This is a genomic window from Diaphorobacter sp. LI3 (assembly GCF_022807955.1).
In the GTDB taxonomy this organism is placed as follows: Bacteria; Pseudomonadota; Gammaproteobacteria; order Burkholderiales; family Burkholderiaceae_C; genus Diaphorobacter; species Diaphorobacter nitroreducens.
On the sequence record NZ_CP094346.1, the window covers coordinates 3,528,092 to 3,541,320 of the forward strand.

A 13,229-nucleotide genomic window follows, 5' to 3' on the forward strand; every position below is an offset into this window, starting at 1 on the left:
ATGATGTGAATCCAGATGGAGACCCCCGTCCACCATTGCAAGTACCTGCAATCCGAGGTGGCGGGCCTGATCGAAAGATTCTACCTGTGCGCCAGGTGCCCCATGGCAGCGCGCCCCGTGAGGGCGTGTGGCATGGGTGCGGGCTCTCCCGCGAAGAGGAATTTCTGAGGATCCTGCGGCACGCCTTGCACCCACACTTCGAAATGCAAATGCGGCCCCGTGGAGCGGCCCGTACTTCCCACTTCCGCGATTTTCTGTCCCCGGCGCACGATGTCTCCCGCCTTCACCAGGGTTTTGGAAGCGTGGGCGTAGCGGGTGACGAGTTGGCTTCCGTGGTCTATCTCCACCATGTTGCCATAGGCTGGGTGGTACTCCTGGGCGATCACCACGCCGCCGGCCGCGGCCACGATGGGCGTGCCGGTTCCGGCCGAGAAGTCCAGCCCGGTATGCAACGCGGACTGGCCGGTAAAAGGATCAATGCGCCAGCCGAACGCCGAACCAACAGCCGTGTCGCGCACGGGAACCTGGGTCGGGATCAAGTGCTTGCGGATGTGCTGGTCAAAGAGGCGTGACTCTGCCACCGTCATCAAATCCGTCCGCCGGCCGGTGATGGCGACCAGGTCGTCCAAGGCCGCATTCAGTTCGTCGAGCCCCAGCGGGCGCCCAGCCACCAGCATGCCTCCACGGCCCGGCAGGCTCTGCACCTCGGACGCAGGCAGACCGGCCAGGCCTCGGACACGCTCACCCAGCGATTCCAGTTGGAGCACACGGGCTTGCATGTCTCCCAGCTTGCGCGCCATCGCATCGATGTTGGCGCGCATGAACCGCTCGCGCTGGGCTTGCTCATCCTGTACAGCCAGTCGTGCCATGGAGCCCACTACGGGCCAGCCCTCGCGCACGCCATGCATCAGCACCCAGTGGTATGCCATCACGGTCATGAACAGCAGTGCCATGAAAATCCCAGCTAGAGCGCAGATCAGTTGCACACCGCTGAGGTGTATGGCGCGGCTTCGCGCGAGCCACGCATCCGTAATAATCACCTGCACGTTTTTCCCTCGTCGCTGGTTGGACCAGTCTCTGTATGAATCGTCGTCACCACGCCATCTCACTCCAGCAAGCCACGCAGGAGTCGCCGACGTTGGCGAAGCTGACCGCGCTCACCCAGGAGTCCAGTGCCCGGCTAAAAGCCATCGAGGGCTTGATACCCCCGCTGCTGCGCCCCGCCATTCAGGCAGGGCCGATTGAAGGCGCTTGTTGGTGCCTGCTGGTCCGCAGCAATGCCGCCGCCGCAAAAGTCCGGCAATTGCTGCCCGCATTCGAGGCACATCTGCGCAGTCGGGGATGGGAGGTTAACTCCATACGCCTGAAAGTTCAAACCTGAGCACTCAGGCGAAAGACGCTAGCTATGCCGCAGGCATGGCGTCGTAAAGAAAAGGCCGCACGCAAAAGAAAAGCCGCATGTCCCTGCGAACATGCGGCCTGTGCAATGGTGCCGATTGTCGGATTCGAACTGACGACCTACCGCTTACAAGGCGGGTGCTCTACCAACTGAGCTAAATCGGCGAATTCCAGATTCTAGCGTTCAAAACGCACGGCTCAAATTGATGCACCTTGAAAGATGCCTCATTTGATGCGCTTGAGCGAAGGACGCCCTGCGCCTCCTGTGGGCGGAGGCGGTCGCGGCGCCTCCTCGTGCGCATCGCTGACAGAGCCGTCCACCGATTGCAACTGAACAGGACCACGCTCGGAAACCGTGGAGCCCGGGACACCCGGTCCAGCGCCCGAGTCCGCGGATGACACTACAGCAGCGGCCGGCGGCACGGACACTTCCTCTTCCAACGGGAAGGCCATACCCTGTCCGTTTTCACGGGCATAGATGGCGACGACCCGGCGCACCGGGACCATGATGTCGTGCGGCCTGCCGCCGAAGCGTGCCTTGAACTCGATGAAATCGTTGCCCAGTTGCAGCCCGCTCGTCGCGTCGTAGCTTGCGTTCAGGACAATCTCGCCGTTGTTGACGTACTCACGCGGTACCTGAACGGATTCGTTCACACGCACCACCAGATAGGGCGTGAAGCCGTTGTCCGTGCACCACTCATACAGAGCACGAATGAGATAGGGGCGCGTGGAGGGAAATTCCTGGGGCTTCATCGTACGCAAGCAAAAGAAAAAGGCGCAGCAGCTTACTTGCGCATGACTTTCTCGGAAGGCGTCAGCGCCTCGATATATGCCGGGCGGGAGAAAATGCGCTCGGCATATTTGAGCAATGGTGCAGCGTTCTTGCTCAACTCGATGCCGTAATAGTCCAGGCGCCACAACAAGGGGGCAATGGCCACATCAAGCATGGAAAAACCCTCGCCCAACATGTATTTGTTCTTCAAGAACACCGGAGCGAGCTGCGTCAGCCGGTCGCGGATGTGCGTGCGCGCCTTCTCCAATGCCTTTTCATTCCCCTTCGTGGCGCGCGACTCCAGCGCGTTCACGTGAACGAACAATTCCTTCTCGAAGTTCAGCAGGAACAGGCGCACGCGCGCGCGGTCCACCGGATCACCCGGCATCAGTTGCGGGTGGGGGAAGCGCTCATCAATGTACTCGTTGATGATGTTGGACTCGTACAGGATCAAGTCGCGCTCGACCAGGATGGGAACCTGGCCATAGGGATTCATCACGCTGATGTCTTCGGGCTTGTTGTACAGGTCCACATCGCGGATCTCGAAATCCATGCCTTTTTCGAAGAGGACGAAACGGCAGCGATGGGAAAAGGGGCAGGTCGTACCCGAATAAAGCACCATCATGGTGAGCAGCTCCTAAAAATCAAAAGAGTGGGTGCCAGGGCACCCACTCTGTACATGCTCGGCAGCGCAGAAATGCGCGGCAAAGAACCTAGCGTTTACTTAACGTCTTTCCAGAAGGCGGCGTTGAGCCTCCATGCGATGAGCGTGAACACGCCAAGGAAGATCAACACCCATACGCCAATGCGAACACGTGTATTTTGCGCTGGCTCGCCCATCCACTGCAGATAATTCACGAGATCACCTACAGCTTGGTCGTATTGCAACGGCGTCATGCTGCCTGCAGTAACCTGCTCCCAGCCCTTGAGCACATGCTCGGTCTTGCCGTGGCTTTCACGCTCTTCGAAGATCGGGCGGCGCTCGCCTTGCAGTTGCCACAAGGCATGGGGCATGCCCACATTGGGGAACGCCAGATTATTCCAGCCCGTGGCCTTGGTGTCGTCCCGATAGAAGGTGCGCAGGAAGGTGTAGAGATAGTCGGCGCCCGTTCCGCCAGCGCCTGCACGCGAACGTGCAATCACCGTGAGATCAGGCGGGTTGGCACCGAACCATACCTTGGCCTGCTTGGGATCGATGGCGGACTTCATGGTCTCGCCCACCTTATCGGTCGTGAACAGCAGGTTGTCCTTGATCTGCTGGTCCGTGAGACCGATGTCCTTCAAGCGATTGAAACGCATGAAGGCAGCCGAGTGGCAGTTGAGGCAATAGTTGACGAAGAGCTTCGCACCGTTCTGCAAGGACGCCGTGTCGCTGGTGTTGACAGGCGCCTTGTCCCAGGCCATGCCACCACCGGCGGCATGCGCCCCAGCCACCAGACCCAGAGCTGCAACCAACGTGAGGATGAGTTTTTTCATTGTTGTCGTCTCCAGCTCAGTGCGCAGCAAAAGTCACGCGGTCCGGCACGGGCTTGGGTGTACCCAAGCGGCTCCACCAGGGCATGAGCAGGAAGAAACCAAAGTAGAACAGCGTACCCACTTGCGAAACCCGCTCGCCGATGGGCGATGGCGGTTGCACGCCCAGGTAGGCCAGGATGACGAACACAACCACGAATACTGCGTACAGGTACTTGTGCCATGTCGGGCGATAGCGGATCGAGCGTGCAGGGCTCTGGTCCAGCCAGGGCAGGAAGAACAGAATGATCACGGCACCACCCATCACCACCACGCCCCAAAACTTGGCGTCAATAGCCAGCATGAGGGCGATGGCCACGGCGGCTGCCAGCGCTACGCCACCCTTGATGAGCGCAGGCAAACGGGCCTTGAATACACCGAAGCCCGCACCCAGCACCACACATGCGATCAACACGTACATCATCTCGGTGGTGATGGCGCGCAGCATGGAATAGAAGGGCGTGAAGTACCACACCGGGGCGATGTGGGCAGGCGTCTGCAGCGGATCGGCCGGGATGAAGTTGTTGTACTCCAGGAAGTAGCCACCCAGTTCGGGAGCGAAGAACACCACCGCCGAGAAGATGAACAGGAACACGCCCACGCCCAGGATGTCGTGCACCGTGTAGTAAGGGTGGAAAGGTACGCCGTCCAGCGGGTGGCCATGCTCATCCACGGGCTTGCCGGGGCCCTTGATTTCGATGCCATCAGGGTTGTTGGAGCCCACGTCATGCAGCGCCAGCAAGTGCGCCACCACCAGGCCCAGCAGCACCAGCGGCACAGCGATCACGTGGAAGCTGAAGAAGCGGTTCAGCGTCGCATCGCCCACCACATAGTCGCCACGGATCAGCAGCGCCAGATCGGGGCCGATGAAGGGAATGGCGGAGAACAGGTTCACGATCACCTGTGCGCCCCAGTAGGACATCTGGCCCCAGGGCAGCAGATAGCCCATGAACGCCTCGGCCATCAGCGCCAGGAAGATGGCGCAGCCGAAGATCCACACCAGTTCGCGTGGCTTGCGATAGGAGCCGTACAGCAGGCCGCGGAACATATGCAGGTACACGACCACGAAGAAGGCCGACGCACCGGTCGAGTGCATGTAGCGGATCAGCCAGCCCCACGGCACATCGCGCATGATGTACTCGACAGACTCGAACGCCTTGGCAGCGTCGGGCTTGTAGTGCATCACGAGGAAGATGCCGGTGACGATCTGGATCACCAGTACCAGCAGCGCCAGCGAGCCGAAGATGTACCAGAAGTTGAAGTTCTTCGGAGCGTAGTACTCCGACATGTGCACCTTGTAGGCATCGAAAGCCGTGGGGAAACGGTTTTCCAGCCAGTTGGTGACCTTCGCGCCCGCGGACGCGTTGGGCGAGACTTCCTTGAATTCGCGATAAGCAGCCATTTGTCAGTGCCTCCCTCAGGCCTTCTTGTCTTCACCGATCAGGAGCTTGGTCTCCGACAGGTACATGTGCGGCGGCACTTCGAGATTGTCAGGCGCAGGCTTGTTCTTGAACACACGGCCCGCCATGTCGAATGTGGAGCCATGGCAAGGGCACAGGAAACCGCCCTTCCAGTCGTCAGGCAGGGAAGGCTGCGGGCCCGACGCGAACTTCTCCGTGGGAGAGCAGCCAAGGTGGGAGCAGATACCCACGGCCACGAGCACCTCGGGTTTGATGGAGCGCCATTCGTTGCGCGCATATTCCGGCGTGAGCTCCGCAGGGTTGCGCGCCGATTTGGGATCGGCAAGCTGCGCATCCAGCTTGGGCAGCTCGGCAAGCTGCTCGGGCGTGCGCTTGACAATCCAAACAGGCTTTCCACGCCATTCCACGGTGATTTTTTCGCCGGGCTTGAGACCCGAGATATCCACCTCGACGGCAGCACCCGCTGCCTTGGCCTTTTCAGACGGTTGGAAAGTGCTCACAAAAGGAACGGCAGTCGCCACGCCGCCCACCGCACCAGCGCAGCCGGACGCAATCAGCCACGTCCGCTTGCTGGAGTCGATCGGAGTTTCACTCATGGGGATCCTCGGTATGCTTCGCTAAGGGGTCAACCGCAAATTGTAGCGGAGTGAAAATGGTTATTCCAACGCTGCTGCTGGACTTAAGCTAAGCAATAGTTCAGTGTTTTCATCTATATCAAAGGAAAAACGAAATGGGCATTGCCAAAGAGTTTCGGGAGTTTGCCGTTAAGGGCAACGTCATTGACCTCGCGGTCGGCGTGATCATCGGTGGCGCCTTCGGCAAGATCGTCGACTCCGTCGTCAGCGACCTCATCATGCCGGTCGTGGGCTTGGTGTTCGGCAAGCTGGACTTCTCCAACCTGTTCATCGTGCTGGGCAGCGTGCCGGAGGGCACGCCCTATACGCTGGAGGCGATTCGCAAAGCGGGCGTGCCGGTACTGGCTTACGGCAATTTCATCACCGTCGCGGTCAATTTCGTGATCCTCGCGTTCATCATCTTCGTGATGGTCAAACAGATCAACCGGCTCAAGCGTGAGACACCCGTCGAGCCGCCCGCCCCGCCCGCCACTCCCGAGGACATCCAGCTGCTGCGCGAGATCCGCGACAGCCTCAAGCGCTGACAGCACGCCAGAGGGCGCGTAAAAAGGCCCACCGCCCTCCCCGGGCGGCGGGCCTTTGGATTTCAGGGAGACGTTCAGGGCCGCGCCAACTGCCGCGCCATGCGCACGGCTTCGATCAGGCTCTCCGCATCCGCCGTCCCCTGCCCCGCGATGTCGAAGGCCGTGCCGTGGTCGGGGCTGGTGCGCACGAGCGGCAACCCGAGCGTGACGTTCACCCCCTTGTCCACGCCCAAGTACTTCACCGGGATCAGGCCCTGGTCGTGGTACATGGCCAGCACCACGTCAAACTCGCCGGCGCGCTGCGGCGTGGAGCGGGCGCGCATGAAAATGGTGTCGGGTGCAAACGGGCCGTGGGCATCGATCCCCTCACTGCGCGCCTGCGTCACGGCCGGCGCGATGATTTCGAGCTCCTCGCGGCCGAACAAGCCCCCCTCGCCCGCATGCGGATTGAGCCCCGCCACGCCAATGCGCGGAGCGCGCCCCAGGCTGCGCGAGAGCGCGGCATGGGTGATCCGCAGCGTCTGCAGCACGCTGTCCTGCGTCACCGCGGTAATGGCATCGCGCAGCGCGACGTGGATACTGACGAGCACGGTGCGCAGCTCGTCATTCGCGAGCATCATGCGCACGGGCATCTGCTGCAAGGACACGCCCGCATGGAGCGCCGACTCGGCTTGCAGCAGTTCCGTGTGACCGGGATGGTGCACGCCCGCGGCCGCGAGCGCCTCCTTGTGCAAAGGCGCCGTCACCAGCGCCGCAACGTCGCCGCGCAATGCAGCACGCGCAGCCCACACCACGCACGCCGCCGCGGCACGCCCGGCTTCGGCGCTCACCCGCCCCCAGGGCGCAGGGGCCACGCCCTCCAATTCCGGCAGTTGCCATACGGGCAGGCAGCGCGGCGGAATGTCGGCCAGGTCGACCGGCGCACGGTGCGCATCCAGCCGCGCCACGGGCAGACTGGGCTGGCCCGGCCGCATGATGCAGGACGCCGCGCGGCGCATGGTCGGCAGGTCTCCCACGACGAAGCAGCCGCGCAGCACCTGTGGCGCATCGCGAAACGCCTTGGCCACGATTTCCGGACCGATGCCTGCGGGATCCCCCTGGGTGATGGCAAGCGCGGGAAGTGCATTCATGAATAAGCCTATAGATCAAATAGGGCCCTAGCGCTCTACCACAAAGCGCAAGCAGCTATACTTTCAATAGCAAAACTCAAGCAGGATTGTCGATATCGATGAAGCGGTGCTCCAACCCCAACCGCTGCGCGACATGGGCCGCGAGCGCCGGCGCACCGTAGCGTTCGGTGGCATGGTGGCCGGCTGCGATGAAGGCCACGCCCGTCTCGCGCGCGAGGTGGGTCTGCTGTTCGGAGATCTCGCCGGTAATGAAGGCATCCGCCCCCGCGGCGATGGCGGACTCGAAGAACCCTTGCGCGCCGCCCGTGCACCAGGCCACGCGGCGGATGGGGCGCACCTGCTCCGGCGCCACCACCGTGGCCGCACGGCCCAGCGCCGCTTGCACGTGCGCGGCCAGCGCACCCACATCTGCGAAGTCCGCCGGCGCGGCAAAGCCCAGGTCCTGCTCGCCAAAACGCTGGTCGGGCTGCCAGCCCAGCACGCGCCCCAGCTGTGCGTTGTTGCCCCACTGCGCATGCGCGTCCAGTGGCAAGTGGTAGGCAAACAGATTGATGTCGTGTGCCAGCAGGCGCTGCAGGCGCTGCTTCATCCAGCCGGTCACGCGGCCGTCCATGCCCCGCCAGAACAAGCCGTGGTGCACGAAGATGGCGTCGGCCCGCGCGGCAATGGCGGCATCGATCAGCGCGCGGCTGGCCGTGACTCCGCTGACGATGCGCGCGATCTCGCGCCTGCCTTCTACCTGCAGCCCATTGGGCCCATAATCCTTGAAGCGTTCGGGCTGCAGTTCGGCATCAAAGGCCGCCAGCAGCGCGTCCCGGTCGGTATGCGAAGGATGAGACATGCGGCAATTGTCCGCGATGTGCCCCTGCGCTGACCCACATCAAACGTGTTTACCCATGCTTCACACTGCTTAAAAAATCCCGCGCAAACGCGCTCCTAGACTGCCTGGCAAACCACCATGACAACCAACAGGGAATTGGGATGAAACGCATCACGTGGGCCTTCTGGGCCTTCTTGCTCGGCCTCACCGCGCTGTGGCTGATGGCCGACACGCTATGGCCCGCGCAGCCGGGCTACTTCGCGCTGCGCACCGTCTGGGTGCAATACAGCGGTGTGCTGGTGATGGGCGCGATGTCGCTCGCCATGCTGTTGGCCGTGCGCCCCGTGTGGCTGGAGCGGCATTTGGACGGGCTGGACAAGATGTACCGTCTGCACAAGTGGCTGGGCATCGCCGCGCTGGCGATCGGCACGGTGCACTGGCTCTGGGCCAAGGGCACCAAATGGGCCGTGGGATGGGGTTGGCTCACCCGGCCGCCGCGCGGGCCGCGCCCGCCTGCCGAGAGCCTGGGCATTGCCGAGGCCACGCTGCGCGATTGGCGCGGCCTCGCCGAAGGCGTGGGCGAGTGGGCGTTCTACGCAGCGGTACTGCTCATCGTGCTGGCGCTGGTCAAGCGCTTTCCGTACCGCCTGTTCGCCAAGACGCACCAGTTGCTGGCCGTGGCTTACCTGGCGCTGGTCTTCCACACCGTGGTGCTGGTGCAGTGGAGCTACTGGTCGCAGCCGATCGGCTGGCTGCTGGCCCTGCTGGTGGCCGCCGGCACGGTATCAGCCGTGCTGGTACTGACCCGCCGCGTGGGCGGGCGCCGCACCGTTCAGGGTCGCATCGTTTCATTGCAGCCTTATCCCGCGCTGCGCGTGCTGGAAACGCGCATCCGTCTCGACGGCCTCTGGCCGGGGCACCGCGCGGGGCAATTCGCCTTCGTCACCTCCGACCCCAAGGAAGGCGCGCACCCCTACACCATCGCATCGGCGTGGATGCCACAAGACCCGTGCGTCACTTTCATCACCAAGGCCCTCGGTGACCACACCAGCCGCCTGCCCGACCGCCTGCGCGTGGGCGACCACGTGACGGTGGAGGGGCCGTACGGCTGCTTCACATTCGACGACGCACGTCCGCGCCAGATCTGGATCGGCGCCGGCATCGGCATTACGCCATTCATCGCACGCATGAAACAACTCGCGCACGGGGGCTCCCACTCCACCCGGCCCATCGACCTGTTCCACACCACCGCCGACCACGACCCGGTGGCGCTGGACAAGCTGCGTGTCGATGCGCAGGCCGCCGGCGTGCGCCTGCACCTGTTCGTGGATGCACAGGACGGGCGCCTGGACGGCGAGCGTCTGCGAGCGCTGGTGCCCGAATGGCGAAACGCCAGCGTCTGGTTTTGCGGCCCGATACCGTTCGCCTCTGCCCTGCGGGCAGACCTGGCCGCGCACGGCCTGCCCACGCAGGCCTTCCACCAGGAACTGTTCCAGATGCGCTGATGCGACGCGAGGCAGGCCCCTTGCAACGCCAGGCCCGCCACTGCCGTCTGCGGGGACTCGCTCCGCGCCGTCCCACGCCCCGAAACCGGGGCACACGCCTACAATTTGCGCTCGCCTTCCAACCGCATCACGCCCCATGAAACGCCTCTGGCTCCTGCTCTCCCAATCCGTCACCGTGCTGCTGGCTGCGTACTTCGTGGTGGCCACCCTGCAGCCCGACTGGCTGCAGCGCGGCGCCACACGCAGCGGCGCTGGCATATCGCTCATCGAGGCGCCCTCCTCCACGTCCGCCCAGCCCGCGGCGGGCAGCTTCAGTGGGGCGGCGCGCAAGGCGGCGCCAGCGGTGGTCAGCATCAACACCAGCAAGGCCGTGCGTCACCCGCGCAGCAACGACCCGTGGTTCCAATTCTTCTTTGGCGACCAGGGCACCCAGGCGCAAACCGGCCTGGGCAGCGGCGTGATCATCAGCCCCGACGGCTACATCCTCACCAACAACCACGTGGTGGAGGGCGCCGACGAGATCGAGGTCACGCTCACCGACAGCCGGCGCGCGCGCGCCACCGTGATCGGGACCGACCCTGAAACCGACCTGGCCGTGCTGAAGGTGGATCTCGACAAGCTGCCCGTCATCGTGCTGGGCGACTCCGACCAGCTCGCCGTGGGCGATCAGGTGCTGGCCATCGGCAACCCCTTTGGCGTGGGCCAGACGGTCACCAGCGGCATCGTGTCGGCCCTGGGCCGCAGCCAACTGGGCATCAACACCTTCGAGAACTTCATTCAGACCGACGCGGCCATCAACCCCGGCAACTCCGGCGGCGCGCTGGTGGACGTGAATGGCAACCTGATGGGCATCAACACCGCCATCTACTCCCGCTCAGGCGGCAGCATGGGCATCGGCTTTGCCATTCCCGTGTCGACGGCCAAGCTGGTGCTGGACGGTATCGTGCGCGACGGGCAGGTCACGCGCGGCTGGATCGGCGTGGAGCCCAACGAACTGTCCCCGGAACTGGCGCAGACCTTTGGCGTGAAGGCCACGGAGGGCGTGATCATCACCGGCGTGCTGCAGGGCGGTCCCGCGGCAGTGGCGGGGGTGCGGCCGGGCGACGTGATCCTGAGCGTGGAGGACAAAGCCACCAACAACGTGTCGCAACTGCTCACGGCGGTGGCGTCCCTCAAGCCCGGCTCCGCGGCCAGCTTTGCGCTGCAGCGCGGCGACGCGCGGCTGGAAGTATCGGTGGTGCCGGGCACGCGGCCCCGCGTGCAACAGCGCCGCTGAACGGCATTGCTATCAAAAAAATAGCTTCCCGCGCTTGTCTACAAAGCGCGGGAAGCTATTTTTATTTCCACTCCTGAACGGTGCACCACCGGGCGCCGGCGGCCCCCCGCAGCGCGGCGGTGGCTCAGTGCACGCTCACGGCGCGGATTCCTGCGGATCTTCGGGTGCCTTGGTATGGCGGATGAACAGCTGCGCCGCCCAGATGCCCAACTCGTAGAGCAGGCACATGGGAATCGCCAGCGCCAGTTGCGACACCACGTCGGGCGGCGTGACGATGGCGGCGATCACGAACGCGACCACGATGAAGTAGCCGCGGAAGCTCTTGAGCTTTTCCACGCTCACGACGTTCAGGCGCGCCAGCACCACCACGGCGATCGGCACCTCGAAGGCCAGGCCGAAGGCGAGGAACATGGTCATCACGAAGCCCAGGTAGGCCTCGATGTCCGGCGCGGCCGTGATGCTCTTGGGTGCAAAACCCTGGATGAAGCTGAACACCTGCCCAAACACGAAGAAGTAGCAGAACGCCACGCCGATGAAGAACAGCACCGTGCTGGAAACCACCAGCGGCAGCACCAGGCGCTTCTCGTGCGAATACAGCCCCGGTGCCACGAAGGCCCACACCTGCCACAGCACGAAGGGCAGCGCCACGAGGAACGCCGACATCAGCAGGATCTTGAGCGGCACCATGAAGGGCGAGATCACCGAGGTGGCGATCATGGTCGCCCCCTGCGGCAAGTGGGCCACCAAAGGCGCGGCCAGGAAGTCGTACAGCTGGCCGGGACCGGGATAGAAGAACAGGGCGGCCGCGACGACCCCCACCGCGATCATGGCCTTCACGAGGCGGTCGCGCAGCTCCATCAGGTGCTGCACGAAAGGCTGCTCGGTACCGGCGAGCTCGTCTTCTTTGTTCGGTGTTTCGGACATGGTGGGGGTGGGGGCGGGATCATGGCCCGCGCGGGCTGCACGGGGCGCAGCCCATCAGGGGATCAATGGAATTTCTGGGGGCGGAACCGTGCCACGCGCGCCGCGCCTGACTGCACCCGCGTGCGCACGCCCGCGCGCGCCTTGTACCACTGGGGCATGGCACCGCGCTTGAGGCGCCAGTTCTTGGCTGGGTGCTTGTACGCCGGGACCACGGTGGACAGGCCTTGGTCCACCCCGTAGGTGCTGCCGGAAGCAGAGGCGTCGCCCAGGCTGTGCTCCATGTCCTTCTGGAAATCGCTGGCGCTGGTGTGGATGGTCTGCTCCACGTCGCGCGCCGCGTTCTCCACGGTGTCTTTCATCTTGCGCAGCTCGTCCAGCTCCATGGAGCGGTTGACCTCCGCCTTGACGTCGGCCACGTAACGCTGCGCCTTGCCCAGCAAGGTGCCCACCGTGCGCGCGACGCGCGGCAGCTTCTCGGGGCCGATGACGATGAGGGCCACGGCGCCAATCAGCGCCATCTTGGACAGGCCAATGTCGATCATGAGGAACGCTCAGGCAGGAAAGGCGTAGGCGTTCAGCTCTTGTGCTTGGCTTCGACGTCGATCGTGGTCTTGTCGGCAGCCGTGCTGTTGTTGGTCACCTGGCCCGCGGGCGCGCTGGCGGTGGCCGAGTCATCGGTGCTGGCGCCATCCTTCATGCCGTCCTTAAAACCCTTGACCGCGCCGCCCAGGTCGGAGCCGATGTTCTTGAGCTTCTTGGTGCCGAACACCATCACGACGATCAGCAGCACGATGAGCCAGTGCCAAATGGAAAACGAACCCATGGAAATCTCCTAACGAATACGGCCCATTCTAGACGGCGGATATGTCGGGCCCCTCATATCCCTAGCAACTTCACGGCGGCTGCAGGCGTGCCAACTTACCCCTTGAGCCAGGGACGGGGACCGCCGATCACGTGCATGTGCAGGTGGTGGATCTCCTGGCCACCCTCGGAACCGGTATTTACCACGATGCGGAATCCTCCGTCCGGATAAGGGTTGCAGCCCTGCTCCTGCGCCAGCTTGGGCGCCAGCGTCATCATGTGCCCCAGCAGGTCCGCGTGCTCGGGCGTGACCGCCGCCATGGAATGCAAATGGACCTTGGGCACCACGAGAAAATGCACCGGCGCCCAGGGGTGGATGTCGTGGAAGGCAAACACCCGCTCGTCCTCGTACACCTTCTTCGAGGGGATCTGGCCGGCGATGATCTTGCAGAAGAGGCAGTTCGGGTCGTGCTGCATGGCGGAGGGCGAAAAGGCGGTCAACAGGCAGTGG

Annotated in this window: 16 protein-coding genes and 1 tRNA gene; 4 read left to right on the forward strand and 13 right to left on the reverse strand. The window is 63.8% G+C overall.

The genetic code is table 11. From position 1 onward, the window contains the following. Positions 1-80 precede the first annotated feature (80 nt). Entirely contained in the window at positions 81-1,046 is a 966-nt protein-coding gene (locus MRB47_RS16495; RefSeq protein ID WP_252101228.1) for a M23 family metallopeptidase, read from the reverse strand. A 35-nt stretch (positions 1,047-1,081) separates the two neighbouring features. On the opposite strand from MRB47_RS16495, the gene MRB47_RS16500 reads away from it, so the two are divergent. Continuing rightward, positions 1,082-1,381, forward strand: coding sequence for a hypothetical protein (locus tag MRB47_RS16500; protein WP_012655741.1), 300 nt, complete (start codon positions 1,082-1,084; stop codon positions 1,379-1,381). 106 nt (positions 1,382-1,487) lie between these two features. Here MRB47_RS16500 and MRB47_RS16505 read toward each other — a convergent pair. From MRB47_RS16505 to petA, 6 genes are all read right to left on the reverse strand, one after another. Beyond that, positions 1,488-1,563 (reverse strand) — tRNA-Thr (locus MRB47_RS16505). 60 nt (positions 1,564-1,623) lie between these two features. Next, on the reverse strand, positions 1,624-2,151 hold the full coding sequence (locus MRB47_RS16510; RefSeq protein ID WP_012655740.1) for a ClpXP protease specificity-enhancing factor: 528 nt from the start codon (positions 2,149-2,151) through the stop codon (positions 1,624-1,626). 32 nt (positions 2,152-2,183) lie between these two features. Beyond that, positions 2,184-2,795 (reverse strand): glutathione S-transferase N-terminal domain-containing protein, encoded by a 612-nt coding sequence (locus tag MRB47_RS16515; protein WP_011804241.1) that lies wholly within the window; start codon positions 2,793-2,795, stop codon positions 2,184-2,186. A gap of 95 nt (positions 2,796-2,890) precedes the next feature. Next, positions 2,891-3,646 carry a cytochrome c1 gene (locus MRB47_RS16520; protein ID WP_011804240.1) on the reverse strand — a complete coding sequence of 252 codons (756 nt, stop codon included), beginning with the start codon at positions 3,644-3,646 and terminating at the stop codon, positions 2,891-2,893. 16 nt (positions 3,647-3,662) lie between these two features. After that, entirely contained in the window at positions 3,663-5,084 is a 1,422-nt protein-coding gene (locus tag MRB47_RS16525; protein ID WP_252101229.1) for a cytochrome b, read from the reverse strand. 15 nt (positions 5,085-5,099) lie between these two features. After that, a complete protein-coding gene (gene petA / locus MRB47_RS16530) occupies positions 5,100-5,699 on the reverse strand; it encodes a ubiquinol-cytochrome c reductase iron-sulfur subunit (protein ID WP_012655737.1) in 600 nt (199 codons plus the stop codon). Positions 5,700-5,833: 134 nt separating this feature from the next. On the opposite strand from petA, the gene mscL reads away from it, so the two are divergent. Further along, positions 5,834-6,262, forward strand: a complete 429-nt coding sequence (gene mscL, locus MRB47_RS16535) for a large conductance mechanosensitive channel protein MscL (RefSeq protein WP_011804237.1) — start codon at positions 5,834-5,836, stop codon at positions 6,260-6,262. A gap of 74 nt (positions 6,263-6,336) precedes the next feature. Here mscL and pdxA read toward each other — a convergent pair whose 3' ends face one another. Together pdxA and MRB47_RS16545 are read right to left on the reverse strand one after the other, a co-directional pair. Next, entirely contained in the window at positions 6,337-7,392 is a 1,056-nt protein-coding gene (gene pdxA, locus MRB47_RS16540) for a 4-hydroxythreonine-4-phosphate dehydrogenase PdxA (RefSeq protein WP_252101230.1), read from the reverse strand. Positions 7,393-7,468: 76 nt separating this feature from the next. Continuing rightward, the gene (locus tag MRB47_RS16545) at positions 7,469-8,233 is read right to left on the reverse strand and encodes a Nif3-like dinuclear metal center hexameric protein (protein WP_012655735.1); all 765 of its coding nucleotides are present in this window, start codon (positions 8,231-8,233) and stop codon (positions 7,469-7,471) included. Between the two features lie 140 nt (positions 8,234-8,373). Between MRB47_RS16545 and MRB47_RS16550 the strand changes: the two genes are divergently transcribed. Then, positions 8,374-9,717 carry a ferric reductase-like transmembrane domain-containing protein gene (locus MRB47_RS16550; RefSeq protein WP_252101231.1) on the forward strand — a complete coding sequence of 448 codons (1,344 nt, stop codon included), beginning with the start codon at positions 8,374-8,376 and terminating at the stop codon, positions 9,715-9,717. A gap of 136 nt (positions 9,718-9,853) precedes the next feature. Further along, a complete protein-coding gene (locus MRB47_RS16555; RefSeq protein ID WP_135148439.1) occupies positions 9,854-10,993 on the forward strand; it encodes a trypsin-like peptidase domain-containing protein in 1,140 nt (379 codons plus the stop codon). A 135-nt stretch (positions 10,994-11,128) separates the two neighbouring features. On the opposite strand, the gene tatC is transcribed toward MRB47_RS16555, so the two are convergent. From tatC to MRB47_RS16575, 4 genes are all read right to left on the reverse strand, one after another. Next, positions 11,129-11,917 carry a twin-arginine translocase subunit TatC gene (tatC, locus tag MRB47_RS16560; RefSeq protein ID WP_012655732.1) on the reverse strand — a complete coding sequence of 263 codons (789 nt, stop codon included), beginning with the start codon at positions 11,915-11,917 and terminating at the stop codon, positions 11,129-11,131. Positions 11,918-11,979: 62 nt separating this feature from the next. After that, entirely contained in the window at positions 11,980-12,459 is a 480-nt protein-coding gene (tatB, locus tag MRB47_RS16565; RefSeq protein ID WP_012655731.1) for a Sec-independent protein translocase protein TatB, read from the reverse strand. A gap of 32 nt (positions 12,460-12,491) precedes the next feature. Continuing rightward, positions 12,492-12,740, reverse strand: a complete 249-nt coding sequence (gene tatA / locus MRB47_RS16570) for a Sec-independent protein translocase subunit TatA (protein ID WP_252101232.1) — start codon at positions 12,738-12,740, stop codon at positions 12,492-12,494. A gap of 95 nt (positions 12,741-12,835) precedes the next feature. Further along, complete coding sequence (locus tag MRB47_RS16575) at positions 12,836-13,195, reverse strand: histidine triad nucleotide-binding protein (RefSeq protein ID WP_012655729.1); 360 nt, start codon at positions 13,193-13,195, stop codon at positions 12,836-12,838. Positions 13,196-13,229: the final 34 nt, after the last annotated feature.

What these genes read in the sequence shown, in the direction of transcription:
- MRB47_RS16500 (WP_012655741.1), top strand. Translation starts at nt 1,082, where the DNA reads ATGAATCGTCGTCACCACGCCATCTCACTCCAGCAAGCCACGCAGGAG.
- MRB47_RS16510 (WP_012655740.1), bottom strand. Translation starts at nt 2,151, where the DNA reads ATGAAGCCCCAGGAATTTCCCTCCACGCGCCCCTATCTCATTCGTGCT.
- MRB47_RS16515 (WP_011804241.1), bottom strand. Translation starts at nt 2,795, where the DNA reads ATGATGGTGCTTTATTCGGGTACGACCTGCCCCTTTTCCCATCGCTGC.
- MRB47_RS16520 (WP_011804240.1), bottom strand. Translation starts at nt 3,646, where the DNA reads ATGAAAAAACTCATCCTCACGTTGGTTGCAGCTCTGGGTCTGGTGGCT.
- MRB47_RS16525 (WP_252101229.1), bottom strand. Translation starts at nt 5,084, where the DNA reads ATGGCTGCTTATCGCGAATTCAAGGAAGTCTCGCCCAACGCGTCCGCG.
- petA (WP_012655737.1), bottom strand. Translation starts at nt 5,699, where the DNA reads ATGAGTGAAACTCCGATCGACTCCAGCAAGCGGACGTGGCTGATTGCG.
- mscL (WP_011804237.1), top strand. Translation starts at nt 5,834, where the DNA reads ATGGGCATTGCCAAAGAGTTTCGGGAGTTTGCCGTTAAGGGCAACGTC.
- pdxA (WP_252101230.1), bottom strand. Translation starts at nt 7,392, where the DNA reads ATGAATGCACTTCCCGCGCTTGCCATCACCCAGGGGGATCCCGCAGGC.
- MRB47_RS16545 (WP_012655735.1), bottom strand. Translation starts at nt 8,233, where the DNA reads ATGTCTCATCCTTCGCATACCGACCGGGACGCGCTGCTGGCGGCCTTT.
- MRB47_RS16550 (WP_252101231.1), top strand. Translation starts at nt 8,374, where the DNA reads ATGAAACGCATCACGTGGGCCTTCTGGGCCTTCTTGCTCGGCCTCACC.
- MRB47_RS16555 (WP_135148439.1), top strand. Translation starts at nt 9,854, where the DNA reads ATGAAACGCCTCTGGCTCCTGCTCTCCCAATCCGTCACCGTGCTGCTG.
- tatC (WP_012655732.1), bottom strand. Translation starts at nt 11,917, where the DNA reads ATGTCCGAAACACCGAACAAAGAAGACGAGCTCGCCGGTACCGAGCAG.
- tatB (WP_012655731.1), bottom strand. Translation starts at nt 12,459, where the DNA reads ATGATCGACATTGGCCTGTCCAAGATGGCGCTGATTGGCGCCGTGGCC.
- tatA (WP_252101232.1), bottom strand. Translation starts at nt 12,740, where the DNA reads ATGGGTTCGTTTTCCATTTGGCACTGGCTCATCGTGCTGCTGATCGTC.
- MRB47_RS16575 (WP_012655729.1), bottom strand. Translation starts at nt 13,195, where the DNA reads ATGCAGCACGACCCGAACTGCCTCTTCTGCAAGATCATCGCCGGCCAG.